Genomic DNA, 16,123 nt, shown 5'->3' with positions numbered 1-16,123 from the left:
GACACCTCTTTTGGATCTGAGGAACCTTCTCGGTAAGCGCTCGATCCTCCACTCCAAAACCCAAACCCTGGCCGAAACATAGAGGATGGAGCGGCAGAGCCTTGGCCCAGAAGGGGGCAGGCGGTGCAGCCAGTAAATGCGACCTTCAACGGGCCAACGGCGCGACGGTCCTTTGGTGTGGAGGAGGAACTCATCCTCCTCGACGAGCACACCGGGCGACCAGCCCCGCTCGCACCGCTGATCCTCTCCGGCGTGGTGTCGTTCGATGACGACGTCAGCGAGCTGTCGTTGGAGCTGCAGCAGCAACAGCTGGAAGTCATCAGCCGGCCGTATACCGAACTGCGTGATCTCGCGGCTGCAATTCACCGCGGCCGACGCCAGGCGGACCGGGCGGCCCGGCGGGTCGGCGCCCGCGTCGCCGCGCTCGCCACCAGCGTCCACCCGTCAACACTCCGGCTGGCGCCGGACGGACGGTATGCCCGGATGAGGGAACTCTATGGGCTGGCGCTCGCGGACCACCTGACCTGCGGGTTCCATGTGCACGTCTCGATCGAGTCGGCAGAGGAGGGAGTTGCCGTCCTGGATCGGATCCGGGTGTGGCTGCCCGTCCTGTTGGCCCTCAGCACCAATTCACCGTTCTGGAACGGGTTTGATAGCGGCTACGCCAGTTACCGCTACCCGATGAACCTCCGCTGGCCCACCTCGGGAACCTACGAGCCGTTCGGATCCGTGCAGGCGTACCAGGAAATGGTGCAGACCCGGCTGAACGATGGGGTCATCCTCGACGAAGGCATGCTTTACCTCGACGCGCGGCTGGCCCGCAGACATCCCACAGTCGAGATCCGCGCCTGCGATGTCTGCCTCTACAGTGCCGACGCCGTCCTGATCGCGGCGCTGACACGGGCGCTCGTCGAAGAGGAGGTCCGCAGCTGGCACAGGGGAGAGCCAGCCCCGGCCGCCACGGCGGCGGATCTGCGGGCAGCCAGCTGGACGGCGAGCAGATACGGGCTTCGGGGGCCGCTCGTGAATCCGCTGCTGGGTGGGCTCTGCGATGCGGCGGAAGCCGTGCATCTCCTGCTCGATCGGGTCCTGCCCTCGTTGCGCGATTACGACGACGAAGCGACGGTACGCCGACAACTGCGCGAGATCGAGCGCCGGGGAACCGGGGCGGACCAGCAGCGAGCGCTGATGCGGCACGGCCCCACCGCCGTCGTCGACGACGCCGTGGACCGCACGCAGCTCAGTCCGCTCGGGTGGCCGGAGCCCCCACGGCCGCCGTCAGCGTCATGACGTAGGCTGGTTCTATCATGGCAAATATCGATTTTCCCGCAGAAATCCGCGCGCTCCGCACCAAGTACGCCAACATCGAACAGGTAGCTGATATCGAAGCGATCCGCACCGACATTGCGGAGCTCAGCGAACAGGCCGGCGAACCCAACCTGTGGGACGACCCTGCCGCCGCGCAGAAAATCACCTCCAGACTCTCCCACCGCCAGTCGGCGCTGGAACGCCTGGAAACGCTTCACTCCCGGATTGAAGATCTGGAAGTTCTGGTTGAACTGGCGCAGGACGAGGATGACGAGGCGTCCCGCGAGGAATCCGTCAGGGAGCTCACCTCGCTGAGCGCCTCACTGGACCGGCTGGAGGTCGTCACCCTGCTGGCGGGCGAGTACGACGAGCGCGAGGCAGTGGTGAGCATCCGCTCCGGCGCGGGCGGCGTGGACGCGGCGGACTTTGCCGAAATGCTGCTCAGGATGTATCTGCGCTGGGCCGAACGCCACGGTTACCCCACGCAGGTTCTCGACACCTCCTACGCCGAGGAAGCGGGGCTGAAGTCCGCCACGTTTGAGGTGAAGGCACCCTATGCATTCGGCACCCTCTCAGTGGAGGCCGGGACTCATCGGCTGGTCCGGATCAGTCCCTTCGACAATCAGGGCCGCCGCCAGACGTCCTTCGCCGCGGTCGAGGTCATCCCGCTCATCGAGCAGACCGATTCGGTGGAGATCCCGGACAACGAAATCCGGGTTGACGTGTTCAGATCCTCAGGGCCCGGCGGCCAGTCGGTGAACACCACCGACTCGGCGGTCCGGCTGACCCACATTCCCACCGGCATTGTGGTGTCGATGCAGAACGAGAAGTCCCAGCTCCAAAACCGTGCGGCGGCACTCAGGGTTCTTCAGTCCCGTCTGCTTCTACAGATGCAGGAACAGGAAAACGCCGAGAAGAAGGCCATGGCCGGTGATGTGAAGGCGTCCTGGGGTGACCAGATGCGCTCGTACGTCCTCAACCCGTACCAGATGGTCAAGGACCTTCGCACCGAACACGAGGTCGGAAACACCTCGGCCGTGTTCGACGGCGAGATCGATGACTTCATCGACGCCGGCATCCGCTGGCGGGCCAACAACCGGGCAGCACCAGCAGAATAGGCGCACACGCCGGGCACTGGGGGCGGCCAAGGGATCAGCGACACACCGCAGCGGTGAGCCGGCAACGCGCAGCGGCGTCGCTATAGTCTAGTGGCCGGTACCTTCTTCCCCCCAGCAAATGCCCGTGCACTGGCAGCACCATATGGGCGCAGAGTAGTCATGATTAGATTCGACACCGTCACCAAGGTCTACAGCAACAATTCACGACCAGCACTCGACGCGGTCAGCCTCGAAGTGGATCGTGGGGAGTTCGTTTTCCTGGTCGGGGCCTCAGGGTCCGGTAAGTCAACATTTATCCGTCTGGTCCTCAAAGAGGACCGGGTGTCGCGTGGCGCCGTCTACGTCGCCGGCCAGAACGTTGCCAACATTCCAAGCTGGCGGGTGCCAAAGCTGCGCCGCGGAATTGGTGTGGTCTTCCAGGACTTCCGGCTGCTGCCCAACAAGACGGTCTTCGCCAATGTTGCCTTCGCCATGCAGGTGATTGGAAAAAGCCGGGCAGTGATCAGGGAAACAGTCCCCGACGTGCTGCATACGGTGGGCCTCGAGGGCAAGAACAACAGGATGCCTCACGAACTTTCCGGCGGCGAGCAGCAGCGCGTGGCGATCGCCCGCGCCATTGTGAACCGGCCGGGAATCCTGTTGGCGGACGAGCCAACCGGAAACCTCGACCCCACCACGTCGATGGGCATTATGAAGGTCCTCGACCGCATCAACTCGAACGGCACCACAGTGGTGATGGCCACTCACGACGACGACATCGTGAACACGATGCGTAAACGGGTGGTTGAACTCCACAACGGTTCGGTAGTGCGCGACGACGCCCAGGGCATCTACATCGGCGAAACCGAGGTGACCGCGCCGTGAGGTTCGCGTTCGTTCTTGGAGAGTTGGGATCCGGTCTCCGCCGGAACCTGGCGATGGTCATTTCCATTGTTCTGGTCACCTTCATTTCACTGACCTTCGTCGGGGCCGCAGGGTTGCTGCAGCTGCAGATCAACCAAATGAAGGGTTACTGGTACGACCGCGTCCAGGTGGCTGTATTCCTGTGCGTCGACAATTCGACGTCACCCAGCTGTGCCGCTGGACCCGTCACCGAGGACCAGCGTGACGACATCCAGGCCATCCTCGAATCCAATTCCTTCAGCGAGTACGTCTCGAGTGTCGAATACGAATCCCAGAACCAGGCACTGGGTCATTTCCAGGACCAGTTCGCCAACTCGCCTATTGTCGATTCGGTTACCGCAGACCAGCTGCCCGAATCCTTCAGAGTCAATCTGGTCGACCCCGAGAAGTACGAGGTCATCAACGAAGCGTTCTCCTCGACTCCCGGTGTTGACGTGGTCAGTGATCAGCGTGAGCTGTTGGAGCGTCTTTTCACGTACATGAACGTCGCATCCGCGATTGCGTTGACCATAGCGGGTGTGATGCTGCTGTGTGCTGTGCTGCTGGTCGCGACCACCATCCGGCTCTCGGCCTTCAGTAGGCGCCGGGAGACCGGAATCATGCGGCTGGTCGGGGCGAGCAAGGCTGTGATCCAGCTCCCGTTTGTGCTGGAGGGAGTGATCGCCGCAGTGGTTGGTGGTCTTCTCGCGACCGGCACGTTATGGGCGATAGCTCACTTCGCGCTCAATGGTGTGCTCGCCGAGATGTATCCGGAAACGGCGTTCATCTCATCAACCGAGGTTCTTCTTCTGGCGCCGCTGCTGATTCTCCTGGGGGGAGTTCTTGCCGGGGTGTCCTCCCTCCTAACCCTCAGACGCTACTTGAGGGTTTAGAGTGATGACCAGGAAAGAAAGAGAGCATATGCCTGCCGTCAATTCTTGGTCGTTCAAACCGGCCAATCAATCAGCCGCGACCAAGGTCGTGGCGGGTACTTCGGTGGCAGTGATTGTTGCTTTGGCTTTGGGTTTCAGCGCTCCGGTGTTTGCCGACGAATTAGATAACCGCCAGAGCGCTCTCGAGCAGGAAATTCAGGACGTCCAGCAGTCAATCGAATACCTTGACGCCGACATTTCCGAGACTATCGCCCAGTTACGCGTCTATCAGGGACAGTTGCCTGGCGCCCAGCAGTCACTGGCCGACGCCCAGGGGCGGGTCGAGACAGCCACCAGCCAGGTCACGGCTCTGACCCAGCGCGTTGATCTGGCGCAGGAAACCAAGAACAAGATCAACGAACAGATCGAACTCGACCGGGAAGCCATGGGTGAAACCCGTGAGGTGATCGGGCAGATCGCCACCCAGGCCTACAAGAACGGGGGAGTGCCCTCCAACTTGTCCCTGCTGTTCGGGTCAGAAGGTACTGAGAGCCTCACCAATTCGATCGACATGGTGGATCAGGCGCTCCGCAGCCAGAACGCAGCCATGGATCAGCTTTCCCAGCAAAATGCAACGAATGTCAATTCCGAAGCTCGTCTTGCCGCAGTTGAAGCCGAGATCCTCGATCTGAAATCGCAGGCAGAGCAAGCCCTTGCCGCGGAGCAGATGGCCCGCGATGAGGCAGCCACCGAAAAGGACAAGGTTGACACTCTTGTCGCTGACACCTCAGAGCTATCCGATCAGCTTCAGGAGCAGAAGCCGGTGATCGAGGCCAAGCTCTCCGAGGTGGAAGCCGCACATGAGAAGGTCACCGCCGACATCGCTGCCCGCCAGGCGCGGCTCATCGAAGAGGCCCGTAAGAAGGAAGAAGCGCGGCTCAAAGCCGAGGCCGAGGAGCGTGCCCGTATTGAGAACGAACGCCGGGCGCAGGCGGCAGCCGATGCGGCTGCGGCAGCCACCGCCGCGGCAGCAGCGGCAGCGGCTGCCGCGCAGCAGCCAGCCCCTGAGCCGGTTAAACCCGAACCGATCATCCCCGCAGCGGTAGCCCCGGTCACCCCGATCCAGTCGGGCAGCCCGTCGGCGTTCGGGTTGCAGGCACCGGTGAGCGGCCCCATCTCATCGGGTTTCGGCTGGCGGGCGACGCCGGTTGGCACCATCGACTTCGACGGGTCCGGCGGCTACACGCATACCGGACTCGATTACGGTGTGGGGTGCGGCACCCCGCTCTACGCCCCCGCCGCGGGCGAGGTATGGTTCGCCGATTCCAATGCACTCCCCGGCGCGGGAACCCGTATCGTCATCAACCATGGAGTGATAAAGGGCAACGCGCTGGCGACCAACTACTACCACCTCGCCAGCTTCACGGTGTCCCAGGGACAAAAGGTGAGCGCCGGTCAGCTGATCGGCCACACGGGCACCACCGGTAACTCCACCGGGTGCCACCTGCACTTTGAAACCGTCCTCAATGGCAGTCTGGTTGACCCGCTGGGTCTGCTGTAGCGACCGACGTCGTAGACTGGAGGGACCATTCTCCGTTCCGCAGGCCTGAGCCGTGGAGCTGAATCACCCGAAAAAAAGGAGTTGTACCGTGCCCAAGGAAAGTGGCCGACAGGTAGTGGCCACCAATCGGAAGGCCCGGCACGATTACGAGGTCCTGGATACCTATGAGGCCGGCATCGCGCTGATGGGTACCGAAGTGAAGTCACTGCGGGCGGGGCGCGCATCACTGGTGGACGGATTTGCCATCTTCTACAACGACGAACTGTGGCTCGAAGGCATCCACATCCCCGAATACACGCAGGGCAGCTGGACCAACCACGCGGCCCGGCGGCGCCGCAAGCTGCTGCTGCATCGGGACGAGCTCACCCGCATCTCGCAGCGGATCCGGGAGAGCGGATTCACTCTGGTGCCGCTGCAGCTCTACTTCCTGAACGGTCGGGCTAAGGTCGAAATCGCCGTCGCACGGGGTAAGCGGGACTACGACAAGCGTCAGACCTTGAGGGAAAAGCAAGACAACCGCGAAGCGCTGCGCGATATGCGCGACAAGAACCGGGGCACCTGAGGTATGACTGACGTCTTCTGGGATGCCCAGGATCCGCGCGAGGACACTGAGGAGTTGGAACTGCGGTACCGGCGCCCCTGGTGGGTGACGGTGGTTGCCTTAGTCGATCTGCTCATCCTGCTGGCGATCGTGCCGGTGGGAATTTTCGCGCTGATCCCCTTTTTCTTCCTGATCTACCTGTATCTGGCTCAGGTGATCATCTGGGTGGCGCCACTGCTGGTGCTGATGAACCTGGTGGTGTTCTGGTGGAGCTTCACACGAAAGCAGGCGGCAACCACCGCCCTGGCCGCCGTCGGCCTCGCGTTCGTGGCAGTGTCTTTCGTGGTAGTGACACTGTGGCAATCACCTATCGTCATGTTCGGGATCACCGTCTAGGGATTTCGCGGACCATCCAGCCGGGACCACGAACCGTGCCCCAGTGCGATATACTGGGAGACCCGGGGCAATCCGGGAAGTATTACTTGATAACTACACACGGGGATGACAGGTTTCGACGATGTTAGTCGCGACAGGGGAAGCGGGCCGAGGATCTACAAGGTTATCTCGTTAACGCTCCTTGTAAAAATATAAGTGCCGAACAAAAACGCACTGACTTCGCTCTCGCTGCCTAGGCAGTAAGACCAAGTCCGTCAGCCCGGGAATGCTCTCGTCCCGGATCCTGGCGTCATTTAGAGGGCCACTGCTCCTGAAGCTCGTTACAGGCTTCGGGGGGACTCTTATGTAACTGAGCTTGGCAGTCACCTGTTTGCAAGATGGCTGAAGCTGAGAAAAACCGACGCAAACTGCGCCCGGAGAAGCCCTGACTACACTGCATCGGACGCGGGTTCAATTCCCGCCATCTCCACGGAAAGCCTTTCACGGCGGAACGTCCTTCCCCTTTGGGGGAGGGACGTTTTGTCGTTAACTGGTGCGGGAGCATCGGGTGTCCGTCCCCGGACGTAGACTGACCAGATGAACTGGACGGACGATCCTCCATCGTGGCTTCCCCCGCTGCCGCCCCCTAACCGGGGCCGCGCGCTGGTGAACACCGGGCTGTTCCTGGTGATCGGATCCTTCATCTTCATCTTTTACATGAGTTTCATCGGTGGAACCCACACCCTGGTGACCCTGATCCCTCTGGCGCTCGGGCTGATTCTCCTGATCGTCGGAATGGTCCGCCGCAATGAGGGTCGCTGACGGTCAGCTCAGCGTTCCCACGATTGACTGCTGGATCACGACTGCCGCCGCGCCCCGCGCCCACTGGCTGAAGTCAGTGTGTTCGCGGACCAGCTGTACCGATTGTGCCTCCGGATCCCGATGGGCGGCCACCGCCGCATCCACCGCAGCTGGCACCACATCGACCAGGTCCATCCCCTCACCGGAAAGGATCATCAACTCGACCATGGTCAGGTTGGCGATCGCCGCGATCAAGGTGCCCAAGGCGGCGCCGGCACTCTCGACAACGTGCAGGGCCACCGGGTGTTTCTCGCGGGCCAGCTGCAACACCGATGCGTAGGGGTGGGCAAGGCCCGTCGCCCCTGTCACCTGGGCACAGATCCCGGGCATGGTCAGCATCGCCGTTGAACACCCCCGGTGGCCCTCGGGGCACAGCGGGCCCGAGGCGTCCAGCGGAAAATGCCCGGCAAGACCCAGCCCGGCATCCGGGGGAGCAATCACCTGGTCGTTGATGACCAGCCCGTAGCCCACGCCAGCTCCGATGGTCACTACCGCAAAATTCGGGACCCCCCGCCCCGCACCAAACCATTGCTCAGCGACGGTGAGGGCAATGACGTCGTTCTCCAGCACCACGGGTAGCCCTGTGCGTTGCTGCACGAGCTGGGCCAGGGGAACATCACGCCAGTTGAGGAAGGGTGCCCGCTGAACCGTTCCGGATGCGGTGGGTGATCCCACCTTGCCGCCCAAGCTGATCCCGATGCCGCTGAAGCTGGTCGCCGGGCCCAGATCGCCCACCACGGCACAGACGACGTCGACGACGTCATCCACCAGATGGCTGGCCAGCGGTCGCGTCGCCGAAGCGTTCACCCGGCAGCGCAGGTCTACCGAGACGGCGCTTGCGGCATCACCGGTCAGTTTGATGCCCACGAACCGGTGGGAGTCGGAGCAGACGTTCAGGGGTTTCGTGGGGCGGCCCACCGCCCCCACCTGCACATCAGAGCCTTCCTGCAGGATGCCGGCCGCGAGCAGAGGCTTGCTCAGGCGGGTGAGGCTGGCGGCAGATAGCCCGAGCTTCCGTGCCAGCTCACTCCGCGAGATGGGGCCACGGATCAGCACCTCGCGGGCAATGGCACGGGTGGGACTATCGGCGGCGAGCGCTCGGACTGCCTTCACTGGACTCCGTCCCCGAATATTTTTCCTGTGATACCAAAGTCAATTTACTATCGATGATCGACGTCCGCCATGCGTCAAACGGGTCAGCTGCGATGCTTGACACTACAATTACTTTTGCAGTAAAAATAACTAATGCAGTCTACTACGGTCTTTCATTTCACCAACGGCGGTACCAGCGTTGTTGTCGACACCACGGCTGCGGGCCTGCCAGCCATCCTGTACTGGGGTAGCGAACTGGGCGAGACCGGCAGCCTCGACGACTTTGCCGCAGCATCCAGGCCGCAGAGGGTTTCGGGCGGTCTTGACTCGCCGCCGCGATTGACGTTGACTCCGCAGGAATCGTTTGGGTGGCAGGGCACCCCGGGAATCATAGGGCACCGCGCCGGCAGGGCCCTCTTTCCGCGCTTGGCTACGACGGCCAGTTCGACGTCGACCGCTGAATTTCGTTTCTCGGCAGCCGATCCCCACGGCGGCCTTCGCCTGGAAGGCACTCTCACCCTGACCGACGCGGGATTGCTCAGGCAGCGGTTACGGCTGACGAATGTGGGGGACACCCCCTACGAGGTGGACGCCCTGCTGGCGGTGTTCCCGGTTCCATCAGACGCTGTGGAAATCCTTGACACCACCGGACGCCACCTGAGGGAGCGCAGCCCGCAACGGCACGCCCTGACCACCGGTACCTACCGGCGTGAGAGCAGGCGAGGCCGGCCCGGACTCGACGCGACGCTCCTGCTGGCCGCGGGGGAGGCATCAGTCGGGTTCGAATCCGGCGTGGTTCACGCCGTGCATGCTGCCTGGAGTGGAAACCACCAGCTCCTGGTGGAGAAGACACCCACCGGTGAGACCTTCATCGCCGCCGGAGAGCTGCTCCTGCCGCAGGAAATTGTGCTTCAGCCGGGCGACTCCTATGCTGCACCGGATGCTTTGGCCTCGTGGGGCAACGGCCTCAACGAGCTCGCACAGCGGTTCCACCAGGAGCAACGGAGCCGGCCCTCCCACCCGGTGCGGGAGCGACCTGTGACGCTGAATACCTGGGAAGCCATCTACTTTGACCACAACCTCGAGCGGCTCACCCAGTTGGCTGACCGGGCGGCTGCGGTGGGGATCGAACGGTTCGTGCTCGACGACGGCTGGTTTAGGGGACGCCGCGACGACACGGCAGGCCTGGGGGACTGGTTTGTCGACGACGACGTGTGGCCCGACGGACTGGCTCCGATCATCGACCATGTGCGCGTTCTCGGGATGGAATTTGGGCTGTGGTTCGAACCGGAAATGGTTAACCCGGACTCCGATCTGGCCCGGCGGCACCCCGACTGGATGCTGCAGGCCGACGGACGACTGCCGCCGTCGGCCCGCCAGCAGCAGGTGCTGAATCTGGCCATCCCCGAGGCATGGGAATACCTCCTGGAGCGGATGGACTCCATCCTGGCGGATCACGACATCGCCTACCTCAAGTGGGACCACAACAGGGATCTGGTGGAAGCGGTCGGCGCCACCTCGGGTATGCCCGAGGTGCACCGGAACGTGGCGGCGCTGTACCGGCTGCTCGAGGAGCTCAAACGCCGCCATCCCGGCCTCGAGATTGAAAGCTGCGCCTCGGGTGGCGGGCGGGTGGACCTGGAAATCCTGGCCCGCACCGACCGCATCTGGACCAGCGACTGCATTGATCCGCTGGAGCGACTGGTCATCCAGAAGTACACCGGACTGTTGATCGCCCCTGAACTGATGGGGATGCACATCGGCGGGCCGGTCTCCCACTCCACCCACCGGGCGCACTCGTTGTCGCTTCGGGCAAGCACTGCAGTGTTTGGCCACTACGGGGTCGAATGGGATATCTCCGATTTGGGGGAGCAGGACTCTGCTGACCTCACAGCGTGGATTGCCCTGCACAAACGATGGCGGAGCCTGCTGCACAGCGGCAGGGTGGTCCACGCGGACCTGCCGGACCCGGCCATGGATCTCCGTGGCACTGTGGCCAGGGACGGTTCCGCGGCGTTGTACTCCTATACCCTCACCGCATCCAGTGCCTCCTATCCGCCAGGCCGGATCCGGTTTCCGGGGCTGGAACCCACGGCGTTGTACACCCTCGCCCCGGCGGCCCCGGCACTCGAACATCCGGGTGCCGGCCAGTCCTCACTGGACTGGTACCAGGCGGCGCTGCTCGGCAGCCCGGTCATCCTGTCAGGTCGTGTTCTCGGGTCCATCGGCGTTCAGGCACCTGTGCTTTTCCCCGAACAATCAGTACTCATCGAAGTGCGGCGAACACCAGCCAAGGAGAACCCCTCGTGAGCATCGCAACGGACCAGACCCAGCCCGCCTGGTGGACGAGCGCTGTTGTCTACCAGATCTACCCCCGTAGTTTCGCCGATTCCAACGGCGACGGCGTGGGCGACCTGGGTGGGATCATCGGCAAGCTGGACTACCTGGCGGAGCTCGGCGTCGACGTGCTCTGGCTGTCCCCGGTCTACCAGTCGCCACACCACGACAATGGTTACGACATCAGCGACTACCGCCGGATCGATCCAGCGTTCGGTACCCTCAAACAATTCCGCGAGCTCCTGGAGGGTGTGCACAATCGGGGGATGAAACTGGTGATGGATCTGGTGGTCAACCACACCTCCCACGAACACGAGTGGTTCAAGGAGGCGTCCGCTTCCGTGGACAGCCCCAAGCGAGACTGGTACTGGTGGCGGGACCCCCGGGACGGGTTCGACGCCGGCAGCCCCGGTGCCGAACCGACGAACTGGGGATCGGCCTTCAGCGGGCCGGCCTGGACGCTCGACCCCCACACCGGGCAGTACTATTTGCACCTGTTCGCCCCCCAACAACCGGACCTGAACTGGGAGAACCCTCAGGTCCGCTCGGCCGTCTACGAGATGATGAACTGGTGGCTCGACCTCGGTGTTGATGGCTTCCGGATGGATGTCATCAACTACATCTCCAAGGACCCCGCTCTGCCGGACGGCGTTGTCCCGCCCGGAGTACTGTGGGGCGACGGCGGGCCGCACTTCATTTCCGGTCCACGAATCCACGACTACCTGCAGGAAATGCACCGCGAGGTGTTCGCCGGACGGTCGGCTGAGCTGATTACTGTGGGCGAGATGCCCGGTGCAACAGTCGAGGAGGCCCGCCTTTTCACCGACCCGTCCCGTCGCGAATTGGACATGATCTTCCAGTTCGAGCATGTTGGACTGGACTACGGGCCCGGCGGCAAGTGGGATTACCGTGGCCTGAATCTGGCTGACCTGAAAGTGTCCTGGAACCGGTGGCAGCAGGGCCTGGCAACGACGGGCTGGAACAGCCTCTACCTGAACAACCACGATCAGCCGCGACTGGTGTCACGGTTCGGCAATGACTCGGAGTTCAGATATGAGTCGGCCACCCTATGGGCGACCCTGCTCCACCTGCACCGGGGGACGCCCTACATTTACCAGGGCGAGGAACTCGGCATGACCAACGTGCCGTTCGCCGCCATCGAGGACTTCCGGGACCTGGAGTCGATCAACTACTTCACCGAAGCGACCACCGTTCTGGGGCTTGACCCGGAGCAGGTGCTCGCGGGCATTCGCATCATGAGCCGCGACAACGCCAGAACACCGGTCCAGTGGTCGGACGAGGCCCACGCAGGGTTCACCACCGGCGAGCCCTGGCTGGGGGTCAACCCGAACTACACCGCGATCAACGCCCAGGCGGATCGGGCGTCAGATCGATCCGTTTACGGTTACTACCAGCAGCTGATCCGGCTGCGGCACGACAACGCCGTGGTGCGCCTCGGAGGGTTCACCCCAATCCAGGAGGACCACCCCACCCTGTACGCATTCACGCGGACCCGGAACGGTGAGACGCTCACCGTCCTGGGCAACGTGTCAGGCGAGGACCTGGTCCTGCCGCAGGGGCTGGGCCGCGGGGAGCGCGTGCTGGGCAACTACCCGGTTCCGAGGTCGGACGCCACACGGGACACCATTGAGGACACCACAGAGGATGCTGGACGGCTGCGTCCGTGGGAGGCGCGGGTCCTTCGGACGGCCGGGCCATAGACGGGTTAGCTAAGCTTCAGGGATGGCCCATTATCAAGATCCCGGCCCCATCGAGTTCGACGCAGTCATCCAGCACTCAGCCGTGATTGGTGCGGCGTCGTTCGTCACCTTTCCGTACAGCGTGCCGGAAACATTTGGTGCAGGCGGGCGGGTCCCGGTCCGTGCCACGTTCGACGGCGTCGGATACCGGGGTTCGCTGGTCACCCACGGCGACGATCACCTGCTGTTGGTCCGGTCCGACGTCCAGGCACAGATCGGTAAAGCCGCCGGCGACACGGTGCGTGTGTCGCTTACCCTGGACACCAGCGAGCGGGTGGTGGAACTCGCCGATGATGTGGCGGCGGCACTGGTGGCGGGCGGTGCAGTGGACCGGTTCAGGGCTCTCGCGTACTCGCGCCAGCGCGAATACGCGCTGTGGATCGCCTCCGCGAAGCGTCCTGCCACCCGGGACGCGCGGATCGCCAGGACGCTGCAGCGGCTGGCGGAGGGCCGGGCAAACCAGAAACCGGGTTAGCGTTCGGCGGTCAGCGTTGTGCTGTAGAGATCCAGGAGGGAGGCCATGCCGCCGTCCGCCATGGCCCGGCGCTGGCGTTCGGCACCGGTGCCCCGCTCCCAGACCGTTGCCAGGCCCGCGGCAATCCACTCGGTATCACCTTCGGCTTCCACTGCGGCCGCCGTGTAGGACAGTAGCCGGTCCATCACCTCACGGGCCGGCAGCAGGTTACCGGTCTCCAGCTCAACCAGGCAGGCGGCCAGTCCGTGCCGGGCCGCCTGCCACATGGCGGCGTCCAGCAGTTCGGGGTCCGGGTTGAGGAACGGCAAGCCGGCCTTGGCCTCGCGGACAGCTGTGGACACCAGACCTCTGACCAGGGCAGCGAGAAGGACCGAATCCTGGGCTTCGAGCTGGGCGTCGCCGGCCCGCACCTCCAGCGTGGGATAGGCATCGGACAGCCGCGCCATCCAGGTCAAAACACCGCGGTCGATGATGACGCCGGTGCCCACGAGACGTTCAATGCGGCGTTCGTAGTCGGCGGCATCGGCGAAGACCGGCGGGCACCCCTGCACCGGCCACCTGCGGTAATGCACCACTCGCCAACTCGCGAAGCCGCTGTCCCGGTCCAACCAGAACGGTGAATTGCTGCTGAGCGCTATGATCACCGGAAGCCACGGCCGGATCCGGTTCAATGCCTGCACACCGGTCTCCCGGTCGGGGATCGCGACATGAACGTGCAGGCCATTCACAAACTGATCCGCCACGATCCCGCTGGCGCTGGCCTTCAGCTCGTGATAGCGCTGATGATCGGTCAGCGTCGGGTAGGCGGATTCAATCCGGGGCGCCGTCGCTGAACCGCTGGCCCGCACCCCCGCCTTCCGCGCCGCTGCCGAGATGCGTCGTCGGAAGTGGAGCAGGGATTCTTCCGCTTCGGTCAGGGTTGAACACACTGGGGTGGCAGTCTCGATCTGGCAGCTGAGGAGTTCGCGCTGAACGTCGTCGGCCTCGATGGTGGGTGATTGCTCCAAGAGGGCCTGCACCTCATTCGCCTGATAGACCGGCAACCCGGACAGCGGGTCCAGCAGGAGGTACTCTTCTTCGATCCCCAGCGTTGTCATGTGGAACCTTTGCCTAGATGGGTGCGGGCGCGGAGCATGCGGTGCTGGTAGTGATCATTGCACCCCCGAATTGCCGACGGCTAATACTGTGACTTTTCGGGGGCTCCCGGTACAGATCCGATATAGTCAAGGCTACGGCGATGGATCCCGCCGGGGTATTGCCCGAACCGCCACGCAGGGCTGATGGTTCCTTCCTTTGACACCCGATAGGGGCAGAGCATTGTGATCCGTCGGCACAGACTGGGCGAACGGTCAGCCGACCCTGCCGCACCTCAACCACACCATCGCCTAACCCTCATTGCCCTGGTCTTCGTTGGTGGAATGGGCGGAACACTCAGTCGGTTCTGGCTGGAGGGGCTCCTTCCCGCTCCGCAGGGCTGGCCACTCCCTACCCTGCTGATCAACCTGAGCGGTTCGTTTCTGCTGGGGTTGCTCCTGGAGTCCCTGCTGCGCACCGGACCGGACCAGGGGAAACGCCGCATGGTGCGGCTGCTGGCGGGCACAGGGTTTCTGGGGGGATTCACCACCTACAGCACCTTCGCGATCGAAACGATCGGGCTGGGAACCGAGGGTGACTACTGGCCGGCTGCCGGGTACGTGGCAGCCAGCCTCCTGGGGGGAATCCTGCTGAGCTTCGCGGGGATCGGACTAGCCGCAGCACTGACCCGCCGCCGAGCCAATCGGGGGTCTACCACTGGAAAGGCCGGCCGGTGAGCGTCCTGGTGGTCCTGCTGATCGGTGCGGCGGGTGGGCTCGGTGCGGTGACCCGCTTCGTACTCGACGGCGTGGTGCGGGCGCGGTTTGCCACGGCCATTCCTTGGGGGACGGTGACCATCAACGTGGTGGGTTCCGGGTTCCTGGGGCTCCTCACCGGGTTGGCCCTGGGCGGCGGGGTGTCTCTGGAGCTAGAGCTCGCCGCCGGTGTCGGGTTCCTGGGCGGGTTCACTACCTTCAGCACAGCCAGTGTCGACACGGTGAGGCTGATCCGGAGCGGGCGGGTAGGACGTGGATTGGTCCACGCCATCGGAACGGCGGTGCTCGCCCTGATCGCCGCGGCGGCAGGTATCGCTGCCGGCGCCGTCCTGGTGGGCGCCGGCCTGGCGGGTGGCTAGCGCCCGGAGGCTTCGCGCAGGCGGCAGCCTGCATGGGCCTCATGGGTTTCGATCCACAGCGCAGCGGTCAGTTCTTCACCGAAGTCGAAGGTCCTGGCGCTGCTGGAATCGCCAACCCTCACCACCAGGGGACCCCCAAAAGGTTTGCGTTCCAGAACCTGTACCGGAGCGTCGAGGTCGATGGCTTCCGCAGCGAGGAATCTGAGCAACTCAGGATTTGCGTCGCTGATCCGGGTGATGCGGCCCCGGTGCCCGTCGTCGAGCTCCCGCAGGGGATGAGCGCTCGGCACAGTAATTTTCCCGTCCGCGGTGGGGATCGGATCCCCGTGCGGGTCACGGGACGGATAGCCGAGTTTCCGGTCCAGCCGCTCAATAAAGGTGTCGGACACCGTGTGCTCCAGCAGCTCGGCCTCGTCGTGGACCTCGTCCCACCGGTACCCGAGCTCGCGTACCAGAAACGTCTCCAGGAGACGGTGACGGCGCACCATCGCCAGGGCAAGATGCAGCCCGTCGTCGGTCAGCTCAACCGCGCCGTACGGTTCGTGCTGGGCAAGGCCCAGATCCATGAGTTTGCGGACCATCTCCGAGACCGAGGAGTTGGCTACCGACAGCCGGGACGCCAGTTGCGAGGCGGTGATCGGCCGTTCCTGCCATTCGGTGAAGGAGTAGATGCCCTTGACATAGTCCTGGACGCTCGACGATCCCGCGCTGAGGGCGATAGCTGACCGGCGT

The 16,123-nt window shown here is 63.8% G+C and carries 16 protein-coding genes, 1 other RNA gene and 1 riboswitch; of the genes, 14 read left to right on the top strand and 3 right to left on the bottom strand.

Annotated elements, in window-relative coordinates; translation table 11 throughout:
• Positions 1-123: 123 nt before the first annotated feature.
• The 9 genes from ACX80O_RS00395 (at position 124) to ACX80O_RS00355 (ending at position 7,479) form a co-directional block, all read left to right on the top strand.
• Positions 124-1,290, top strand: coding sequence for a carboxylate-amine ligase (locus tag ACX80O_RS00395; protein WP_459332143.1), 1,167 nt, complete (start codon positions 124-126; stop codon positions 1,288-1,290).
• Between the two features lie 17 nt (positions 1,291-1,307).
• Entirely contained in the window at positions 1,308-2,426 is a 1,119-nt protein-coding gene (gene prfB / locus ACX80O_RS00390) for a peptide chain release factor 2 (protein ID WP_459305609.1), read from the top strand.
• Between the two features lie 159 nt (positions 2,427-2,585).
• Positions 2,586-3,290, top strand: coding sequence for a cell division ATP-binding protein FtsE (gene ftsE, locus ACX80O_RS00385; RefSeq protein WP_459305610.1), 705 nt, complete (start codon positions 2,586-2,588; stop codon positions 3,288-3,290).
• Positions 3,287-4,201, top strand: coding sequence for a permease-like cell division protein FtsX (gene ftsX / locus ACX80O_RS00380; RefSeq protein WP_459305612.1), 915 nt, complete (start codon positions 3,287-3,289; stop codon positions 4,199-4,201). The genes ftsE and ftsX overlap by 4 nt, the downstream gene beginning before the upstream one ends.
• Before the next feature lie 28 nt (positions 4,202-4,229).
• Positions 4,230-5,741 (top strand): M23 family metallopeptidase, encoded by a 1,512-nt coding sequence (locus ACX80O_RS00375; protein WP_459305614.1) that lies wholly within the window; start codon positions 4,230-4,232, stop codon positions 5,739-5,741.
• Between the two features lie 88 nt (positions 5,742-5,829).
• Positions 5,830-6,303 carry an SsrA-binding protein SmpB gene (gene smpB / locus ACX80O_RS00370; protein WP_459257751.1) on the top strand — a complete coding sequence of 158 codons (474 nt, stop codon included), beginning with the start codon at positions 5,830-5,832 and terminating at the stop codon, positions 6,301-6,303.
• Between the two features lie 3 nt (positions 6,304-6,306).
• The gene (locus ACX80O_RS00365; RefSeq protein ID WP_459332142.1) at positions 6,307-6,678 is read left to right on the top strand and encodes a hypothetical protein; all 372 of its coding nucleotides are present in this window, start codon (positions 6,307-6,309) and stop codon (positions 6,676-6,678) included.
• Positions 6,679-6,779: 101 nt separating this feature from the next.
• Positions 6,780-7,150, top strand: a transfer-messenger RNA (tmRNA) gene (gene ssrA, locus ACX80O_RS00360).
• Between the two features lie 104 nt (positions 7,151-7,254).
• Positions 7,255-7,479, top strand: coding sequence for a hypothetical protein (locus ACX80O_RS00355; RefSeq protein WP_459305617.1), 225 nt, complete (start codon positions 7,255-7,257; stop codon positions 7,477-7,479).
• A gap of 3 nt (positions 7,480-7,482) precedes the next feature.
• Here the strand turns inward: ACX80O_RS00355 and ACX80O_RS00350 are convergent, their stop codons facing one another.
• Positions 7,483-8,631: an ROK family protein gene (locus ACX80O_RS00350; protein WP_459332141.1), complete on the bottom strand. Its 1,149-nt coding sequence runs from the start codon at positions 8,629-8,631 to the stop codon at positions 7,483-7,485.
• A gap of 132 nt (positions 8,632-8,763) precedes the next feature.
• Here ACX80O_RS00350 and ACX80O_RS00345 point away from each other — a divergent pair, with 132 nt between their 5' ends.
• From ACX80O_RS00345 to ACX80O_RS00335, 3 genes are read left to right on the top strand one after another with little or no spacing between them, the layout of a single operon-like run.
• The gene (locus tag ACX80O_RS00345; protein WP_459305621.1) at positions 8,764-10,920 is read left to right on the top strand and encodes an alpha-galactosidase; all 2,157 of its coding nucleotides are present in this window, start codon (positions 8,764-8,766) and stop codon (positions 10,918-10,920) included.
• On the top strand, positions 10,917-12,668 hold the full coding sequence (locus tag ACX80O_RS00340; RefSeq protein ID WP_459332140.1) for an alpha-glucosidase: 1,752 nt from the start codon (positions 10,917-10,919) through the stop codon (positions 12,666-12,668). Before ACX80O_RS00345 ends, ACX80O_RS00340 begins: the two co-directional genes overlap by 4 nt.
• A gap of 22 nt (positions 12,669-12,690) precedes the next feature.
• On the top strand, positions 12,691-13,182 hold the full coding sequence (locus ACX80O_RS00335) for a YdeI/OmpD-associated family protein (RefSeq protein WP_459305624.1): 492 nt from the start codon (positions 12,691-12,693) through the stop codon (positions 13,180-13,182).
• Here the strand turns inward: ACX80O_RS00335 and ACX80O_RS00330 are convergent.
• On the bottom strand, positions 13,179-14,279 hold the full coding sequence (locus ACX80O_RS00330; RefSeq protein ID WP_459332139.1) for a carboxylate-amine ligase: 1,101 nt from the start codon (positions 14,277-14,279) through the stop codon (positions 13,179-13,181). The two genes, ACX80O_RS00335 and ACX80O_RS00330, sit on opposite strands and share 4 nt — an antisense overlap.
• Positions 14,280-14,406: 127 nt before the next feature.
• Positions 14,407-14,479, top strand: a riboswitch (Fluoride riboswitch).
• A gap of 121 nt (positions 14,480-14,600) precedes the next feature.
• Here ACX80O_RS00330 and ACX80O_RS00325 point away from each other — a divergent pair.
• Complete coding sequence (locus ACX80O_RS00325; protein WP_459332138.1) at positions 14,601-14,993, top strand: fluoride efflux transporter FluC; 393 nt, start codon at positions 14,601-14,603, stop codon at positions 14,991-14,993.
• Entirely contained in the window at positions 14,990-15,391 is a 402-nt protein-coding gene (locus ACX80O_RS00320; RefSeq protein WP_459332137.1) for a fluoride efflux transporter FluC, read from the top strand. The genes ACX80O_RS00325 and ACX80O_RS00320 overlap by 4 nt, the downstream gene beginning before the upstream one ends.
• Here the strand turns inward: ACX80O_RS00320 and ACX80O_RS00315 are convergent.
• A complete protein-coding gene (locus ACX80O_RS00315; RefSeq protein WP_459332272.1) occupies positions 15,388-16,110 on the bottom strand; it encodes a metal-dependent transcriptional regulator in 723 nt (240 codons plus the stop codon). The two genes, ACX80O_RS00320 and ACX80O_RS00315, sit on opposite strands and share 4 nt — an antisense overlap.
• Positions 16,111-16,123 lie beyond the last annotated feature (13 nt).

Source organism: Arthrobacter glycogeni (genome assembly GCF_054511155.1).
Note: the sequence above shows the minus strand (reverse complement) of the source record. Positions and strands in the feature narration are given on the sequence as shown.